At 57.5% G+C, this 15,059-nt stretch carries 14 protein-coding genes and 2 pseudogenes; 13 read left to right on the forward strand and 3 right to left on the reverse strand.

The window, feature by feature from the left end; translation table 11 throughout:
- Nucleotide 1 precedes the first annotated feature (1 nt).
- The 5 genes and pseudogenes from K3555_RS04315 (at nt 2) to K3555_RS24950 (ending at nt 5,396) form a co-directional block, all read left to right on the forward strand.
- On the forward strand, nt 2-1,519 hold the full coding sequence (locus tag K3555_RS04315) for an NAD(P)/FAD-dependent oxidoreductase (RefSeq protein WP_260007512.1): 1,518 nt from the start codon (nt 2-4) through the stop codon (nt 1,517-1,519).
- A gap of 3 nt (nt 1,520-1,522) precedes the next feature.
- The gene (locus K3555_RS04320) at nt 1,523-2,686 is read left to right on the forward strand and encodes a 2Fe-2S iron-sulfur cluster-binding protein (RefSeq protein WP_260007513.1); all 1,164 of its coding nucleotides are present in this window, start codon (nt 1,523-1,525) and stop codon (nt 2,684-2,686) included.
- A gap of 31 nt (nt 2,687-2,717) precedes the next feature.
- A complete protein-coding gene (locus K3555_RS04325; protein WP_260007514.1) occupies nt 2,718-4,451 on the forward strand; it encodes an AMP-binding protein in 1,734 nt (577 codons plus the stop codon).
- 97 nt (nt 4,452-4,548) lie between these two features.
- Nucleotides 4,549-4,657: pseudogene (locus tag K3555_RS04330) on the forward strand (transposase); the annotation flags it as partial.
- Nucleotides 4,658-5,222: 565 nt separating this feature from the next.
- The gene (locus tag K3555_RS24950) at nt 5,223-5,396 is read left to right on the forward strand and encodes a hypothetical protein (RefSeq protein WP_409201690.1); all 174 of its coding nucleotides are present in this window, start codon (nt 5,223-5,225) and stop codon (nt 5,394-5,396) included.
- On the opposite strand, the pseudogene K3555_RS04340 reads toward K3555_RS24950, so the two are convergent.
- Nucleotides 5,347-5,562 (reverse strand): annotated as a pseudogene (locus tag K3555_RS04340) (transposase domain-containing protein); the annotation flags it as partial. The gene K3555_RS24950 and the pseudogene K3555_RS04340 overlap by 50 nt on opposite strands.
- A gap of 303 nt (nt 5,563-5,865) precedes the next feature.
- Between K3555_RS04340 and K3555_RS04345 the strand changes: the two are divergent.
- From K3555_RS04345 to tnpC, 4 genes are all read left to right on the forward strand, one after another.
- Nucleotides 5,866-6,033, forward strand: a complete 168-nt coding sequence (locus K3555_RS04345) for a hypothetical protein (RefSeq protein ID WP_260007515.1) — start codon at nt 5,866-5,868, stop codon at nt 6,031-6,033.
- A 553-nt stretch (nt 6,034-6,586) separates the two neighbouring features.
- A complete protein-coding gene (tnpA, locus tag K3555_RS04350; protein ID WP_260005214.1) occupies nt 6,587-7,024 on the forward strand; it encodes an IS66-like element accessory protein TnpA in 438 nt (145 codons plus the stop codon).
- Complete coding sequence (gene tnpB, locus K3555_RS04355) at nt 7,021-7,374, forward strand: IS66 family insertion sequence element accessory protein TnpB (protein WP_260005213.1); 354 nt, start codon at nt 7,021-7,023, stop codon at nt 7,372-7,374. Before tnpA ends, tnpB begins: the two co-directional genes overlap by 4 nt.
- Before the next feature lie 68 nt (nt 7,375-7,442).
- The gene (tnpC, locus tag K3555_RS04360; protein WP_260005211.1) at nt 7,443-9,008 is read left to right on the forward strand and encodes an IS66 family transposase; all 1,566 of its coding nucleotides are present in this window, start codon (nt 7,443-7,445) and stop codon (nt 9,006-9,008) included.
- Here the strand turns inward: tnpC and K3555_RS04365 are convergent.
- Together K3555_RS04365 and K3555_RS04370 are read right to left on the reverse strand one after the other, a co-directional pair.
- On the reverse strand, nt 8,991-9,257 hold the full coding sequence (locus K3555_RS04365; protein WP_260007516.1) for a transposase: 267 nt from the start codon (nt 9,255-9,257) through the stop codon (nt 8,991-8,993). The genes tnpC and K3555_RS04365 overlap by 18 nt on opposite strands.
- 93 nt (nt 9,258-9,350) lie before the next feature.
- Nucleotides 9,351-10,271, reverse strand: a complete 921-nt coding sequence (locus tag K3555_RS04370) for a LysR substrate-binding domain-containing protein (RefSeq protein ID WP_102859033.1) — start codon at nt 10,269-10,271, stop codon at nt 9,351-9,353.
- 300 nt (nt 10,272-10,571) lie between these two features.
- Here K3555_RS04370 and K3555_RS04375 point away from each other — a divergent pair, with 300 nt between their 5' ends.
- The 4 genes from K3555_RS04375 (at nt 10,572) to K3555_RS04390 (ending at nt 15,019) form a co-directional block, all read left to right on the forward strand.
- Nucleotides 10,572-11,615, forward strand: a complete 1,044-nt coding sequence (locus tag K3555_RS04375; RefSeq protein WP_260007517.1) for an amino acid ABC transporter substrate-binding protein — start codon at nt 10,572-10,574, stop codon at nt 11,613-11,615.
- Nucleotides 11,616-11,633: 18 nt separating this feature from the next.
- On the forward strand, nt 11,634-12,839 hold the full coding sequence (locus K3555_RS04380; RefSeq protein WP_260007518.1) for an amino acid ABC transporter permease: 1,206 nt from the start codon (nt 11,634-11,636) through the stop codon (nt 12,837-12,839).
- Nucleotides 12,840-12,873: 34 nt separating this feature from the next.
- Entirely contained in the window at nt 12,874-14,214 is a 1,341-nt protein-coding gene (locus K3555_RS04385) for an amino acid ABC transporter permease (RefSeq protein WP_260007519.1), read from the forward strand.
- Between the two features lie 85 nt (nt 14,215-14,299).
- On the forward strand, nt 14,300-15,019 hold the full coding sequence (locus K3555_RS04390) for an amino acid ABC transporter ATP-binding protein (protein WP_260008484.1): 720 nt from the start codon (nt 14,300-14,302) through the stop codon (nt 15,017-15,019).
- Nucleotides 15,020-15,059: the final 40 nt, after the last annotated feature.

A 15,059-nucleotide genomic window follows, 5' to 3' on the forward strand; every position in this document is an offset into this window, starting at 1 on the left:
TATGACGGATTTTGACGCCATCGTTATTGGCGCTGGCAATGCCGGGCTTTCAGCCGCTGCGGGGATGCAGCGCAAAGGCCTGCGCACTCTCCTTCTGGAACGCCACAATATCCCGGGCGGCTGCGGCACGTCTTTTGTACGCGGCGATTTTGAATTTGAGGTGGCGCTGCACCAGCTGAGCGGTCTCGGCACCGAAGCCGACCCCTTTGTGCTGCGCGACACGTTCAGGGATCTGGGCGTGCTCGACAAGGTCGAGTTTGTAGAGGAAGGCGAAGTCTACCGCTTCTGCGTGCCAGGTGAGGTCGATATCACCCTGCCTGCGGATATTCCCGGCCTCATCCATGTGCTAAGCACGCAGTTCCCGCAGGAAGCTGACGCCATCGCGCGGTTTGTTCAGCTGTGCGGCACCCTGTGTCAGGAGTACTACGGCGTTTTTCCACGCGTGAAGGGGGCAGGCGACCCTGGGGCGCTACATAAAAAATGTCCGAATGTGGTGCGGTACGGTGTGCGCAGCTCTCAGGATGTCCTGGATGAATTCTTCTCAGATCCCAGGCTCAAGGCTACGCTGGGGGCATATTGGCCCTATCTTGGCCTGCCGCTGGATGAGCTGCCCTTTGTTGAGCTGGGGCCGATGTTCTTTCTCTATGCACACTATAAACCCTATCACATCCGGGGCGGATCGCAGGCAATGTCCAACGCTTTGCTTCAGTCGTTTCTGGAGGCAGGCGGCGAGGTGCAGTTCAACACTGCTGCGGCAAAGATTCATACGGATCAAGGCCGTGTCACTGGAGTGACAACAGAACATGGGACGCGTTTCAATGCTGCTTCCGTGGTCTCAAACGCCAGTTCCATTCATACCTTCAACGAGCTTCTGGACGTTGAAGCCCTGGAACCGCAGGTGCGCGAAACCTTCCAGCACAGCCGTGTCGGTGTGTCAGGGTTCATCGTATATCTTGGGCTTGATGTCTCTCCGGAAGAGCTGGGCATCACGGCCGCATCGAACTTCATCTGTTCCGATTTGGATGATCGTGCCGTCTTTGATACCGCCAACAATCTGGACGATCCGGCCGGCTGCCTGCTGACTTGCTACAACTACGACGACCCCACGTTTGCGCCCGAAGGGAGATCAGTGATCGGGCTGATGTGCGCGCAATACGGAAAAGTCTGGGAGGACATTCCGCAAGAGGCATATTTTGAAACCAAGTATGAGTTTGCTCAGCGGCTGATCCGATTGGCCGAACAGGTCTATCCGGGCATTCAGGCTCATATTGAGGAGGTTGAGGTTGCCACACCCCTCACCGTAATGCGCTACCTCAACACTCCCGGCGGTGCGATTTACGGCTTTGACCAGAACGCGCTTGAAACTCCGGTGTTCCGCCAGCGCCTCAAAGGTCCGGAGGGCCTGTATCTCGCAGGTGCATGGACCGGCCCGGGCGGTTTCCAGCCCACCTATATGTCCGGCCATGCGGCGGCCAATACTGTGGTGCGCCATCACAGAACCCATCTTGCAGCGGAGTAAAACATGACCTCATCGAACCCTCTCAGTGTTCTAGCCGGTTACGACGCGGCACAGGCCAAACAGGCGGAACTGGCGCAGTCCGGCACCGATTTCACCAAAGACCGGTTTGCAACTGCTAAGCAGATCGCGGCACTTCATCCCAAGCGGTTGAACCTGACAGTCCGCCGGATCATCCGCGAAACCGGAACCGCCGTTACGCTGCGGCTTGTCCGGTCAGATGGTGAAATGCTGCCGCCGTTTCAGGCCGGGCAATACGTCAATCTCTTCGTAACGGTTGATGGAACGCACACCGCACGTCCCTTTGCGATCTCTTCGCCACCGCAGATCCGCACCCACTACGACATCACTGTGCGTGAGGTGCCCGGCGGATTTGTCAGCCCTTATCTGGTACGCGGCCTGACGGAGGGACAGCTGCTTCAGTCCAGCGGCCCGATGGGAACATTCTACCACAACCCGTTGTTCCATGGCGATGATCTGGTGTTCTTGGCTGGCGGCTCTGGCGTGGCTCCGGCTATGAGCATGATCCACAATTTTCTCAGCTCCGCCCACCCGCCGCGGTTTCACCTGATTTATGGCTCCCGCAATACCGGTGATGTCATCTTTCGCGAACAGCTGCATCAACTCGCAGACCGTCACGAAACCCTGACGGTTGACGAGGTTATCTCGGAACCTGACGCGGATTATTCCGGGCATTCCGGCTTTCTGAATGCGGATCTGATTGCCAAACTGGTGGGGCCGCTCGAAGGTAAGACCTTCTACCTTTGCGGGCCGAATGCGATGTATGACTTCTGCCAGCCCGAGCTGACTAAGCTCGGCGTCTCGGAACGTAAGGTACACGTCGAAGCCAATGGTCCGCCGCCCGTTCCGAACCTGCTTGGCGGCTGGCCTGCCGATGTGACGCTCGACCAAGAGGTTACGGTGACGGTGCGTGGGCGCGGATCCTTTAGAACCCGCGCGGGTGAGCCGCTGCTTAACGCGCTGGAGCGCAACGGGTTTCAGGTGGAAAACGCCTGCCGCTCCGGAGAGTGCAGCCTCTGCCGGATCAAGATCCTTTCCGGTGAAGTTTTCAACCCGCCGCAGTCGCGCCTGCGCAGCTCGGACCGCGCCTTTGGCTGGACGCATGCCTGCGTGGCCTATCCGGCGGGCGATATCGAAATCCTGATTTAACGGCAATAACAACACCCGGGGGAGAGAGACCATGCAACAGCCAGAAGCTACAGTGGAAAACACGCAGAAAATTGATGGTAACAACAGGTTCTGGGCGGAACACTATGCCCCGGACATTCGCGGCTATGATCACCAAACCCGGCGTTACCAGCGTGTATCTGACATTCTTGACACAGCGGTACGCAGCACGCCGGAACGGGTCGGCTTTTCGCTGGTTCTTCCCAGCGGCCATTGCCTGGACAAAACCTATGCTGAGATCGGGCGCGCGTCCGACGCCATCGCCTGCTACCTGCGCGAGGATCTTGGCCTCTTTCCGGGTGATGTGGTCGCGATCCAGTTGCCCAACTCGATCCACTACCCGGTCATCTTGTTTGGAGCCATGAAGGCCGGCCTGAAAGTCACGAACCTCAACCCGCTTTATACGCCGCGCGAGATCGTGCATCAGCTGCAGGATTCCGGGGCAAAGGTGCTGTTTGGCTTCAATCTGTTTGCCGACCGGCTTCAAACCGCGCTGAAGGACACGGCCGTTGAACAGGTTGTGATTGCTGCACTTTGGGAGTTTTTCCCGCAGGCCGCCTCTGATGCTCTCCGCCATACAATCACGGATGTTGCCAAACTTGTTCCGGAGTATTCCTTTGACCATGTGCCGTTCGAAGACGCATTGGCACAGGGGATGGCTCATGGCGAGATCCGTTATGATCTGTCACAGATTGACCCCGGATCAGCGGCCTTTCTGCAATATACCGGTGGAACCACAGGTGTAAGCAAGGGTGCCGAACTGACCCACGACAATGTCACCCATGTTCTGGAGATGCTGAACGCCTGTGTGCATGGCGCAATGCAGAAAACGGACCATGGGCAGATGTCCATCCTGACGGTGATCCCTTACTATCATATTTTCGCTTTGATCGTGAATCTCATGCACTTCACCGCTGCTTCGGGCCGCAATGTGCTGATTCCCAACCCCAATCCGATTGCCAATCTGAAACCGGCCTTCGACAACTATGAAATTGATTGGCTAACCGGGGTCGATACATTGTTCAACGGGCTGATGGCTCAGGATTGGTTCCAGCAGACTCCGCCGCAGATCGGATTGGCCATTGGCGGCGGCACCTCGTTGCGGCCGGATACTGCCCGCCGCTGGAGCGAGCAAATCGGCCCGATTGTCGAAGGCTACGGCATGACGGAAACCACTTGCATGATCGCGCTCAGCCCTCTGGACGGCAGCGACAAACCCGGCACTGCCGGACGGCCGGTGCCGGGGCTGGATATCAAAATCACCCGTTCAGACGGCGCGCCGGTTGGGATCGGCGAGGCTGGCGAGCTGCATGTCCGCGGTCCCAATATCGCGACTGCATACTTGAACCGCCCTGACGCATCCGCCGAGACCTTTGCCGATGGCTGGATGGCGACTGGCGATATTGTCACAATGGATGCTGAAGGTCATCTCGCCATTGTCGACCGCAAAAAGGATATGATTCTGGTCAGCGGTTTCAATGTTTACCCGAACGAGCTGGAGGCGGTGATACAATCCATGCCAGGTGTGGCTGAAGTTGCCGTTGTCGGTGAAGCGCATCCTACCCGCGGTGAAAGCCCTGCCGCTTTTGTGAAGCGGGCCGACCCCGCCGTCACAGAAGAAATGGTCATCGAGTACTGCCGCGCCAATCTCACCGCCTATAAGGTGCCGACCCAAGTCCATTTCCTCGAGGAACTGCCCAAAAGTTCGGTTGGCAAAATATTGCGAAAGGAATTGCGGAGTTGCTGATTCAGGCCCTTTTGTCCTGGCAGGCTGACTGGGCAATTGAATAGCCCCTCGTTTCTTAGACGCCTTGCTTGGTGATTTTGGAAGCAAGAAGACAGTGATGTCAGGGATTAGATTTACAGATGAGTTCAAGCGTGATGCGGTCGCACAGGTAGTGGACCGCGGATATTCAGTTGCTGAGGTGTCGGAGCGTCTTGGGATCGGCACCAAGTCACGTTGATACGTGGAAAGCCCAGTTTTCCCAGCCGCGCAAACAGATCAAGGAGAACACAGAACAGGCCTCAGAGATCAAACGCTTGAAGAAGGAACTGTCCCGCGTTTCTGGGGAGCGCGATATCTAAAAAACGGTTCCGGGCCACCGCTCGCCTGTGCGCGCTATAAACAGCTCGTGCTATACTTTGCCCGAAGGGCAGTTGCCGATGGCTTATTGGAGGGTCTGACCCCGTTAAAAAACGTGGCACATGGGCTGATGCGCACTTGAGAGTGGTGACGCCGCCTTTGCGGCGATCCCGGTTAGGAAGATGACGAACTTGCATGGCCCACGTCCTTCGGTTTGAACGGAGGAGATGTCATGACAAAGCCCAAGACCAGCGACCACCCGGATCTTAAGAAGGTCAACTCCAATGCGGCGGCGGTTGATATCGGCTCGACCATGCACATGGCAGCTGTAAACCCTGACACTGATACCATGTCGGTGCGCGCCTTCGGGACGTTCACCCAGACCTGGACGACCTTGCCGCATGGTTCCGGTCGTGCGGTGTTACCACCGTGGCGATGGAGTCGACCGGCGTTTACTGGATACCGGCCTTTGAGATCCTGGAGGCGCACGGCTTCGAGGTCATCCTTGTGAATGCCCGCTATGCCAAGAACGTAAGCGGCGTCTCCACCTCACCCTGGATCAGCTTGACAGCTGGAAGTTCCAGGGGAGGAGTTCATCGAGCCGGTTAGCGGGGTGACCTGCAGCGATGGCTTCGAGGGTGGCCTTGAGGTAGGCGAAGGGCTCGGCGCCGTTGATCTTTGCCGTGGCGATGAGCGAAGCGATGCGGCCCCAGGCGCGGCCGCCTTCATCATGGCCGGCGAATAGCGCGTTCTTTCTTGTGAGGGCCAGTTCCCGTTCATTCTGCCCATGTCGGGCAGACTTGTCGCGTTCATTATCGATGGCATGCCTATTTCGGATCAGATGTAACGGTTTTTCGCGCCCTGCGGCGGGGTGACGGCCAGTATGTTGCGCTGGAACGCGATCCCGGGGTCGCGGTCATGTCGCCGGCCTGGGTCCTAGACGCTTCGGCGTGTTCAGTGATGACACTTGGGTCACCGATGGTCTCGACCGTTGCTTTGGTTGATCTGCATGCAGTTCTCAGATCTCTGGGGTTCCGGCGAGAATTTGTCGATGAAGGATCGGCAATGAAGGCCGAGCATGATCCCGAAGCATCGAATAGAACAGGCACAGTTGCCCCTGCCATTTCAACCGAACCCAATAGCGAGACTTTCGGAGGAGGACTGGACAACCGCTCTGACGGTGCTGGCGCAATTGCTGCTGGCGGCCGCCGGGGCCAATCCGGAGGAGGTGGAAGATGAGCGTTGAACATGGCGCTTCGCTGCCGCCCGCCCTTCTGCAGCGCCGGGCCGTTGTTTATGTCCGGCAATCGACCCAAACCCAGGTCATGGTCAATCTGGAGAGTCAGCGCCGGCAATACGATTTGGTTGAGACAGCGCGTGGGTATCCGCCACAGCCCGGGCCTTGGCTTCATCCGGCCAACGCCGGTGACCCGACGCGTAGATTTCCACGCCCAACGATTTGAGAAACGAATTTGTAGCGCACATTGCGAAACGCACTCCCCACTGTGAGATGTGCAAGATCTCGCAGCACGGGATAGGCGCTACAACGTGGGGCCGGGACAGCGATTACCCAAGAACGTTCCGGGCCGCAAAACCGATATCAGCGACGCCGGATGGCTGCGGCAGCTACATTCCTATGGTCTGCTGCGTGGTAGCTTCCGACCCGAGGCCGATATCGCCACTCCCCGATATCGCCACTGCCCGATCTTGGCGGTAAGCGCTTCGTCGATCCCCTCCTGCCGCGCTGACGCTGGCTGTGCGAGTCCTGCTGTCGAAGTGAGACAGGATAGGACGGCAAAATGGACGTCTCTTTAGACGGCTCAACGGATGGCTACGCGGGCAGGATGGAAGTTTTTGAAGGACGGTCGGGCCGGCGTTTCCGAAGCGAGGCTGAGCGGGCGCGGATCGCTGTGGAAAGCATGGTGCCCGGAACAAAGGTTGCTGATGTTGCGCGGCGGCACGCGGTGACCCGCTGGCAGGTCTATGATTGGCGCAAGAAGCTGATGGCCGGCGCGCTGGCTCTGCCCGCAGAGACGGCTGCCGAACCGATGTTCGCGGCGCTTGTTGTGGAGCCGAAGCCGGCGCGACCTGAGCCCAGCCCGAAACGGCGCGGCGGCGCGGCTAAGTCCAGCAGGATCGAGATGGTGGTGGACGGCGTGACCCTGCGGGTGCCGCCGGACATCGGCGAAGCGCATTTGACCCGGATGATCCGCGCGATCCGGGCGGCAACACAATGATCTCGCCGGCTGGTGGGCTGCGCATCTACGTAGCCACGCGCCCGACGGATTTCCGGAAGGGCATAGACGGCCTGGCGCTGCTGGTTCAGGAGACGATGGGACTCGACCCGTTCAGCGGCGCGGCTTTCGTATTCCGCGCCAAACGGGCCGACCGCATCAAGGTCCTGGTCTGGGACCAGACCGGTATCGTGCTGGTCCACAAGCGCCTGGAAGGCGCGAAGTTCGTCTGGCCCAAGGCACAGGACGGTGTGATGAAGATGTCTCCCGCGCAGTTCTCGGCTCTGTTCGAGGGGCTCGACTGGCGGCTTGTCCGCCCCGAGCGCGTGCGGCGGCCGGAACTGGCAGGATAGCTGCGGCTGAGTGACTCAGCCTTGTTTTGACGGTGGTGGCAATCTCGCCCATGTGCTTGATCGCAGCCATGACCGACACCGCCCTGGCCGAAGAAAACGCCCGTCTGAAGGCCCGCCTCGCCGAGACCGAGGCGGCGCTGGCGGATGCGGTTGAGGCCCAGAAACGGCTGGAGAGCATTGTCAGCGAGCTGCGCCGGGAGACGTTCGGGCGGAAATCCGAAAAGCTCGATCCGGAGCAGTTCAATCTGCCGCTTGAAGATGTGGAACTGGCACAGGGCGTGCTGGAAGCGGCGCAGGAGAAGGCGCGGCGCGCGCTGAAGGGGCAAGGCGTTGCCGAGAGCGGCCCGCCGAACCGCAACCGCGGGCATCTCCCAAAGCATCTGCCCCGCGTGGAGCGGATCATCGAGCCACAGAGCACGTTGTGCCCCTGCGGATGCGGCGAGATGGCCAGGATCGGCGAGGATGTTTCCGAACGGCTGGACGTTGTGCCCGCCCAGCTCCGCGTGCTGGTCACACGGCGCCCCAAATATGCCTGCCGCCGCTGTTCCGGCGCGGTGGTCCAGGCGCATGCGCCGGAACATGTCGTGCCCGGCGGCCTGCCCACCGAAGCGCTGATCGCACAGGTCATGGTGGCCAAGTTCGGCGACCACCTTCCATTTTACCGCCAAGCGGAAATCTACACTCGGCAAGGGATCACGCTGGACCGGGCGACGCTTGGCAATTGGGTGGGGCGCGCCTGTTTCCACCTGCGCCCCATTGCAGATCACCTGAAGGAGCGGCTGAAGGGCGCGGACCGGGTATTCATGGATGAAACCCGCGCGCCGGTACTCGATCCTGGGCGGCGAAAAACGAAGACCGGCTATTTTTGGGCCATCGTTGCCGATGACCGGGGCCATGGCGGTGCCGACCCGCCCGTGGTGATGTTCCACTACGCGCCCGGCCGGGGCGCCGTGCATGCGCTCCGTTTCCTCGAGGGCTATCGCGGGCAATTCGTGCAATGCGACGGCTATGAAGCCTATGATAAGCTCACCAAGGTCGACCGGGCCGAGGGCCCATGGATGCTCGTCCATTGCTGGACGCATGTGCGCCGGCGCTTTGTGAAGCGGCTCGAAAAGGGCGGCTCACCGATTGCAGAGGAAGCTCTGCGCCAGATTGCCGAGCTCTATGCCGTCGAGAAATCCGTGCGCGGCCTGCCTGCTGAAGCCCGGCTTGCCGCCCGGCGCGCACTCTCCGCGCCGGTCATCGCGGCCTTCAGGCCCTGGCTCGAGGCGCAGCTGTCGCGCATTCCGCGTTCGTCCAAGCTTGCCGAGGACATCCGCTACACCCTGACGCGTTGGCCCGGACTGACGCGGTTCCTGGAAGATGGCCGTCTGGAACTGGACACCAACCCGGTCGAGAACCAGATCAGGAAAATTGCTCTAACACGGAAAAATGCGCTCTTCGCCGGGCATGAGGTTGGTGCTGAAAACTGGGCATTGCTCGCCAGCCTGATCGCGAACTGCAAAATGTGCGACGTCGATCCGGTCAGCTACCTCTCCGACACGCTGCGCGCGTTGCTCGACGGTCATCCCAAAAGCCGCATCGACGACCTTATGCCCTGGAACTTCTCTCTCTCGTCAAGCCGCGCCGTGTAGGGGGGCGCCGAAGCGCTTACTCTTGGCGTGCAGGTCTTTGACTTGTTCTTCATCGACTTCAGGTGCCTTCCGACTGTCGCGCTCTAACACGCCAGACGCGCCTTCATGCAGAGCCCGCTTCCATTGATGGACCATCGTGGGATGCACCCCAAATCGGCTTGCCAGTTCGCTGACCGTTTTTTCGCCTTTCAGCGCTTGTAACGCCACCTTGGCCTTGAAATCTGGATGGTGTTGCTTCCGTTTCGACAAATCTGATCTCCTTCGTGTTGAAGATCAGCAGACAGAAAATTGCAGCTTACGTGAGTGTCCGGATTACGGAGGGTAGCTCACTCCGGGCCGGTTTCACGGGGCAGGGCCACTTTGAATGTATTTGTCTCTACAGTTGAACAGATGGCTCAAAAATGAATCGACTATCGTTGATGTCGGTCTATGAAGCGGTCGCCACAGTTTGACAGTAAACTTGCCTGCACCTGTCATCGGGCGCACGCCAATCTGGTGATCCTTGGGAAAGCTCTTCGCAGTAAAAACGCTCACAACAGCAACGCCCACCCCCTTCGCAACCATCGAAGCAACAGTTGTAGACATTGGTGTTTCAACACGCACAAATGGGTCTATACCAATCTCTGCAAAGGCATCATCCATTCTCTTCCTGTGAGCGTCGTGAGGCGGAAAGACAATCAAAGGCTCGTCTGCAAGGTCCTTCAGGGACAGCGTTTCGATGTTCTCGAACCGGTGTCCCTTCGGGAAAATACAGACCAAATCCGGCTCTGCAAAAATCTCAGTGGCAACTCCTGGAGGGTCGCTGCTGTATTCGGCCAAAGCGAGATCAAATCGTTGCGCAGACATCATTTCCGCAATGATATTTGACCGTCTGGTTTCGACAGAAACGCTTACTTCCGGGAACTCTTCGCAGAAGAGGGCCACCGCGTCCGAAATGAATCCATATGATAAAACGGGCGCACAAACGATGCCCACGTGCCCTTTTTGTTTGAGGCGCAGCGCGGTCGCAGTCTGTTGGATTCGCTCCAACCCAACATAAGAGCTCTCCACTTCCTCATAGAGAACTTGACCTTCCTGCGTTAGGTGAAGGCGACCCTTAACGCGATCAAAAAGGCGCACCTTGGTAATTTCCTCCAGCCGCAGGATCGACCGGCTGATTGAGGATTGGCTGGTGTTCATTATCTCTGCAGCGGCGGTTGCGGTGCCGACTGTTACGACCGCTCTGAATGCTTCAATCATTCTGTCGTTGATACGTATCGACATTGCCAGAGAGCTTTCAAGTTAGGGACGTCCGGAAGGTCCACGATCCGCTCAGGACCCAACGTGGAGCTCGCTTCATATCAATAATGCATAGACTTGATAGCAGCAAGCATTGGTTTGGATGGTGAACGGGCGGTAACCTTTTCTACACCATCGGCTGCCAAGGCCAGCAGAACTTCACTGAGGGCTGTCTCGAGCAAACACCAGACCAGGAAAATGCTCAGACCATTCAGTGAATTTAGTGAGCTGAGCTTCGAGCTGTCATTTGGGTAATGAACATGAATTCTTCCAACGGAGGGGAAAATGAAGAACCTGTTTTCAATGCTATCCTGCACAGCAATGGCGGCTGGGGGACTTAGCATTGCGGCTCCTGCAGCTGCGCAATCCACCCTTGAAACCGTAAAGGCCCGAGGTCATCTCAACTGCCAGGTTGGGCCGCCGCGTGCGGGGTTTTATCAACTGCTCGAAAGTGGCGACTGGGAAGGCAGCGATGTAGCGGTCTGCCGCGCAATGGCCGCTGCGATCTTCGGAGACCCGAACAAAGTTGAGTTCCAGTCCGTTTCAGCATCCGTGCGCTTCACATCTCTTGCCAATGGCGAATCTGATGTGCTTTCCCGGACGGCCACCTGGACTGTTGGTCGTGACGCAGCCCTGGGCATCGATTTTACCGCACCGGTGTTCCACGATGGCCAAGGTTTTCTTGTGCGCAAAGACAGTGGTATCAAGAGTGCCTTTGATCTGACAGGTGCCACGGTTTGCGTGATTACCGGGCACACTTCGGAAGCGACCCTTCAGGATTTCAGCCGAGCCAATAATCTGGATATTCAGGCTGTTGCGTTCGACGATTCCGCTATCGTCAACGAAACCTACCTAAATGGCGGGTGTGATGCGATCACCACCGACAAGGGGGTTCTTGCCTCAGAAGCCCGTGGTTTCCCGGATCCGTCCGAACATGTCGTATTGCCGGAAATCCTGAGCAAAGAGCCACTGACACCTGCGGTTCGCAATGGTGACAACCAGTGGGGCGACATCGTTCAGTGGACCGTATTTGCGTTGATCAATGCCGAAGAACTGGGCATCACCCAGGCGAATGTCGAAGAGATTGCAGCCAATCCGCCTAACCCGCTTGTTGCCCGTTTCCTGGGCGCCGAAGGCGAGCTGAACACCGGCCTTGGTCTTCCAAAGGACTGGGTTGTGCATGCGATCAAAGCTGTTGGCAACTACGGTGAGATCTACGAACACTACTTGGGTGATGGTCGTCCCGAGGCGCTGGGTATTCCCCGTGCAGGTTCTGCTAATGCGCTTTGGACCGAAGGCGGTCTGATGTTCTCACCCCCTTTCCGTTGATCTGAAAGGAACCCAACAATGGCAACCACTTCACATAGCCGCACCGTGCCTGTTAAACCTCCCAGAAAAGAGCGTTTTACCGCTGCAGGTATCAAGAGCATCTTCTATCAATGCGCTGTCGTCGGAGTGGTTGCATTGATGGGATGGTATCTCTACGACAACGTATCGAGGAATCTGCAAAACCTGGGGCTTGCCTCTGGGTTCGGGTTTCTCGACATCGAAGCACCGTTCGATATTTCCTGGTCGGTGGTGCCGTATGAGCCCGGGGACAGCTACGCCCGGGTGTATGTAATAGGGATCACAAATACACTGATTGTCGCCGCGATGGCGATTGCGGCCTCTACCGGACTTGGCTTCCTGATCGGCATTGCGCGTCTGTCAAGAAACTGGCTGATCTCGCGTCTGGCGTCAGTTTATGTCGAGGTTGTACGCAATACACCTGCACTCATTCAGGTTCTATTCTGGTTCCTCGCGGTCTTCTCGATCCTGCCTAGGCCAAAAGACGGGGTTGATGTGGCCGGATTGGGGATTTTGCAAGTTAACAACCGCGGCATCTACTTTCCGCGCGCACTGCCGCAGGATGGGTTTAATGTCACATTACTTGCGATTGCGATTGCTGTTGTTGCGGCGATCGTGTTGGGAATATGGGCGCGGAGGCGCCGCATTCTGACTGGGCAACGGTTTCCAGTGGCTCTCGTTATGCCTGCAATACTGGTGCTGTTTCCCGCGACGGTCTTTGTGCTGACCGGGGCACCACTGAATTGGGAAATCCCGGTCTTGAAGGGCTTCAACCTGACTGGCGGGATCTCCTTTCCCCCAGCTATGTGCGCGGTGGTTCTGTCGCTGTCGATCTATCACGCCGCCTATATCGGCGAAGCCGTGCGGGCCGGGATCATGTCGGTCAGCCCGGGGCAGGGAGAAGCGGCTTTTTCGCTTGGGATCAAGTCAAGTTGGTCGATGCGGATGATAGTTCTTCCGCAGGCGCTGCGCGCGATTGTTCCGCAACTTATCAGCAACTGGATGAATGCCGTCAAGAACACGTCGCTTGCCGTGGCAATCGGCTTTCCCGACCTTGTAGCCCTGTTCTTGCAAACCTCGCTGAACCAGGTGGGATATGCAGTCGAAATCGTTGCCATGGTGATGATCTTCTACTGTTCGGTCAGCATCACGATCTCGCTCCTGCTCAACTACTACAACAAACGCGTTCAGCTGAAGGAGCGGTAAGATGTCAGATACCCCTAAATCCACAGCGTCGCCCGTGTCCGCAGACGCGATCATTTTCCAACCGAAACCTGCCAAGGCACCGCCCTCGGAAACGGTTGGTCCCATCCATTGGATGCGGGAAAACCTGTTTTATTCCTGGCTGAGCACAGCGATCACATTGATCGGCCTGTACTTAATCTACACAACCGTGACCGGCCTGTATCACTGGGGCGTGGCCGATGCCGTTTGGGAGGCGTCAAGCCGCCGCGAATGTCTTGATCAAAGCCCGCATGGAGCCTGCTGGGCCGGCATCTCAGCCTGGTACAACAGTATCATCTACGGCCGTTATCCTGACGAAGAGCAATGGCGGATTAACCTCTCCTTTGGTTTGCTGATCTTTTGGATGCTGCCGATCTGGCTGGAGAAAGTACAGGCACGCGCGTGGTTTGGCATCTCTGCCGTGCTGATCTTCCCGTTCCTTGCTGGCTATTTGTTTGCGGGAGGCGCGCGCGGCTGGTTCATGCAATTCGCATTGCTCGGCGCGATTGCCACATTGATCTGCAACTGGCTGCATGCGGTACTTTGTGTGCTGACCGGAAATGGGTTGCCCAAAACCGCTGTGGCCCTGTTGGGAATGACCAACAAACCAGATCGTCTGCATAAATATGCCCTGGCGACAGTGGTTGTTGTGATCTTCGCTATTGTCTACGCATTTTTTGGATCGTGGGAGCCTGTGCAGGTCAAAACCAATCTCTGGGGCGGTCTGTTCCTGACATTCGTGATTGCTGGGATCGGGATCACCGTGTCGCTGCCGATGGGCATCCTTCTGGCACTGGCGCGGCGTTCGGAATTGCCTGCGGTCAAGGTTTTGGCAGTCAGTTTCATTGAGCTTGTGCGCTCTGTCCCATTGATCACCGTCCTGTTCATGGCTGTGACTATGGTGCCCTTGTTTCTGCCGCAGGGTGTTGAGTTGAACAAGCTGGTACAGGCCATCGTCGGTGTCTGTCTGTTCTTCTCAGCTTATATGGCTGAGACCGTGAGGGGCGGGTTGCAGGTTGTTGCCGTCGGCCAAACCGAAGCGGCCAAGTCGCTCGGGCTTGGGTACTGGAGAACCATGTACCTGGTTGTGCTGCCGCAGGCACTCAAGGCGATGATCCCGAATATCGTCAGCAACTTCATCGCGCTTTTCAAGGATACGACGCTGGTCTCAATCATTGGCCTTTATGACATGTTGCTGATGCTCAAGGCGATTGGCCGGAACTCATCTTGGATCGGACTGCATCACGAGCCGCTGATCTTTGGCGCAGCCATCTACTTTATCATCTGCTTTGCGATGTCAAAATACAGTCAACACTTAGAAAACGTTGTCGGTGGCGGCGCATCAAACAAGCGTTGATCCGGGAAAGTAAGGAATGAATATGACCCAGCCACTTCAAGCCAATCCGATCAACAGCGAAGCGACTGCAAAAGCTGTCATCGAAATGAAGAATGTAAACAAATGGTATGGCGAATTCCATGCCTTGAAGGACATCAATCTGACAGTAGCCCAAGGGGAACGTATTGTCATTTGCGGCCCTTCGGGCTCAGCCAAGTCGACGCTGATCCGGTGCATAAACCGGCTGGAGCAATACCAGCAGGGTGAGATCTACGTGCATGGCAAGCTGGTTGAAGGGCATGCAAAAAGCGTTGATCCTTCTGTCAGCGATGTTGGAATGGTGTTTCAGCAGTTCAACCTGTTTCCCCATCTGACCGTTCTGGAAAACTGCATCTTGGCGCCGATGTGGGTCAAGAAGATGCCCCGGCGCGAGGCGGAAGAGATTGCCATGAATTACCTCGGCCGGGTGCATATTCCCGACCAAGCCGGAAAATATCCGAAGCAGCTTTCTGGTGGACAGCAGCAACGGGTCGCCATTGCCCGTTCGCTTTGCATGAACCCCAATATCCTGCTGTTTGATGAACCGACCTCGGCGCTTGACCCTGAGATGATTTCGGAGGTGCTGGAAGTGATGACAGAACTGGCAGAATCGGGGATCACGATGATCTGTGTGACACATGAGATGGGGTTTGCCCGCCAGGTTGCGGACCGCGTCGTGTTCATGGATGCAGGTGAGATAATTGAAGAGCAGCCGCCGGAATCCTTCTTTGACAACCCCCGAACAGATCGTACTCAGCTGTTCCTGAGTCAGATCCTCGGCCACTGAAAGTTGCCCTCCTGAGCAGGTGGCTGTCAGGGGCGAACCT

The organism is Leisingera sp. M527 (genome assembly GCF_025141525.1).
GTDB lineage: Bacteria > Pseudomonadota > Alphaproteobacteria > Rhodobacterales > Rhodobacteraceae > Leisingera.

What these genes read in the sequence shown, in the direction of transcription:
- K3555_RS04345 (WP_260007515.1), top strand. Translation starts at nt 5,866, where the DNA reads ATGATCCCGAAGCATCGAATAGAACAGGCACAGTTGCCCCTGCCATTT.
- K3555_RS04370 (WP_102859033.1), bottom strand. Translation starts at nt 10,271, where the DNA reads ATGTCGATACGTATCAACGACAGAATGATTGAAGCATTCAGAGCGGTC.
- tnpC (WP_260005211.1), top strand. Translation starts at nt 7,443, where the DNA reads ATGACCGACACCGCCCTGGCCGAAGAAAACGCCCGTCTGAAGGCCCGC.
- tnpA (WP_260005214.1), top strand. Translation starts at nt 6,587, where the DNA reads ATGGACGTCTCTTTAGACGGCTCAACGGATGGCTACGCGGGCAGGATG.
- K3555_RS04390 (WP_260008484.1), top strand. Translation starts at nt 14,300, where the DNA reads ATGAAGAATGTAAACAAATGGTATGGCGAATTCCATGCCTTGAAGGAC.
- tnpB (WP_260005213.1), top strand. Translation starts at nt 7,021, where the DNA reads ATGATCTCGCCGGCTGGTGGGCTGCGCATCTACGTAGCCACGCGCCCG.
- K3555_RS24950 (WP_409201690.1), top strand. Translation starts at nt 5,223, where the DNA reads ATGGAGTCGACCGGCGTTTACTGGATACCGGCCTTTGAGATCCTGGAG.
- K3555_RS04380 (WP_260007518.1), top strand. Translation starts at nt 11,634, where the DNA reads ATGGCAACCACTTCACATAGCCGCACCGTGCCTGTTAAACCTCCCAGA.
- K3555_RS04375 (WP_260007517.1), top strand. Translation starts at nt 10,572, where the DNA reads ATGAAGAACCTGTTTTCAATGCTATCCTGCACAGCAATGGCGGCTGGG.
- K3555_RS04315 (WP_260007512.1), top strand. Translation starts at nt 2, where the DNA reads ATGACGGATTTTGACGCCATCGTTATTGGCGCTGGCAATGCCGGGCTT.
- K3555_RS04325 (WP_260007514.1), top strand. Translation starts at nt 2,718, where the DNA reads ATGCAACAGCCAGAAGCTACAGTGGAAAACACGCAGAAAATTGATGGT.
- K3555_RS04320 (WP_260007513.1), top strand. Translation starts at nt 1,523, where the DNA reads ATGACCTCATCGAACCCTCTCAGTGTTCTAGCCGGTTACGACGCGGCA.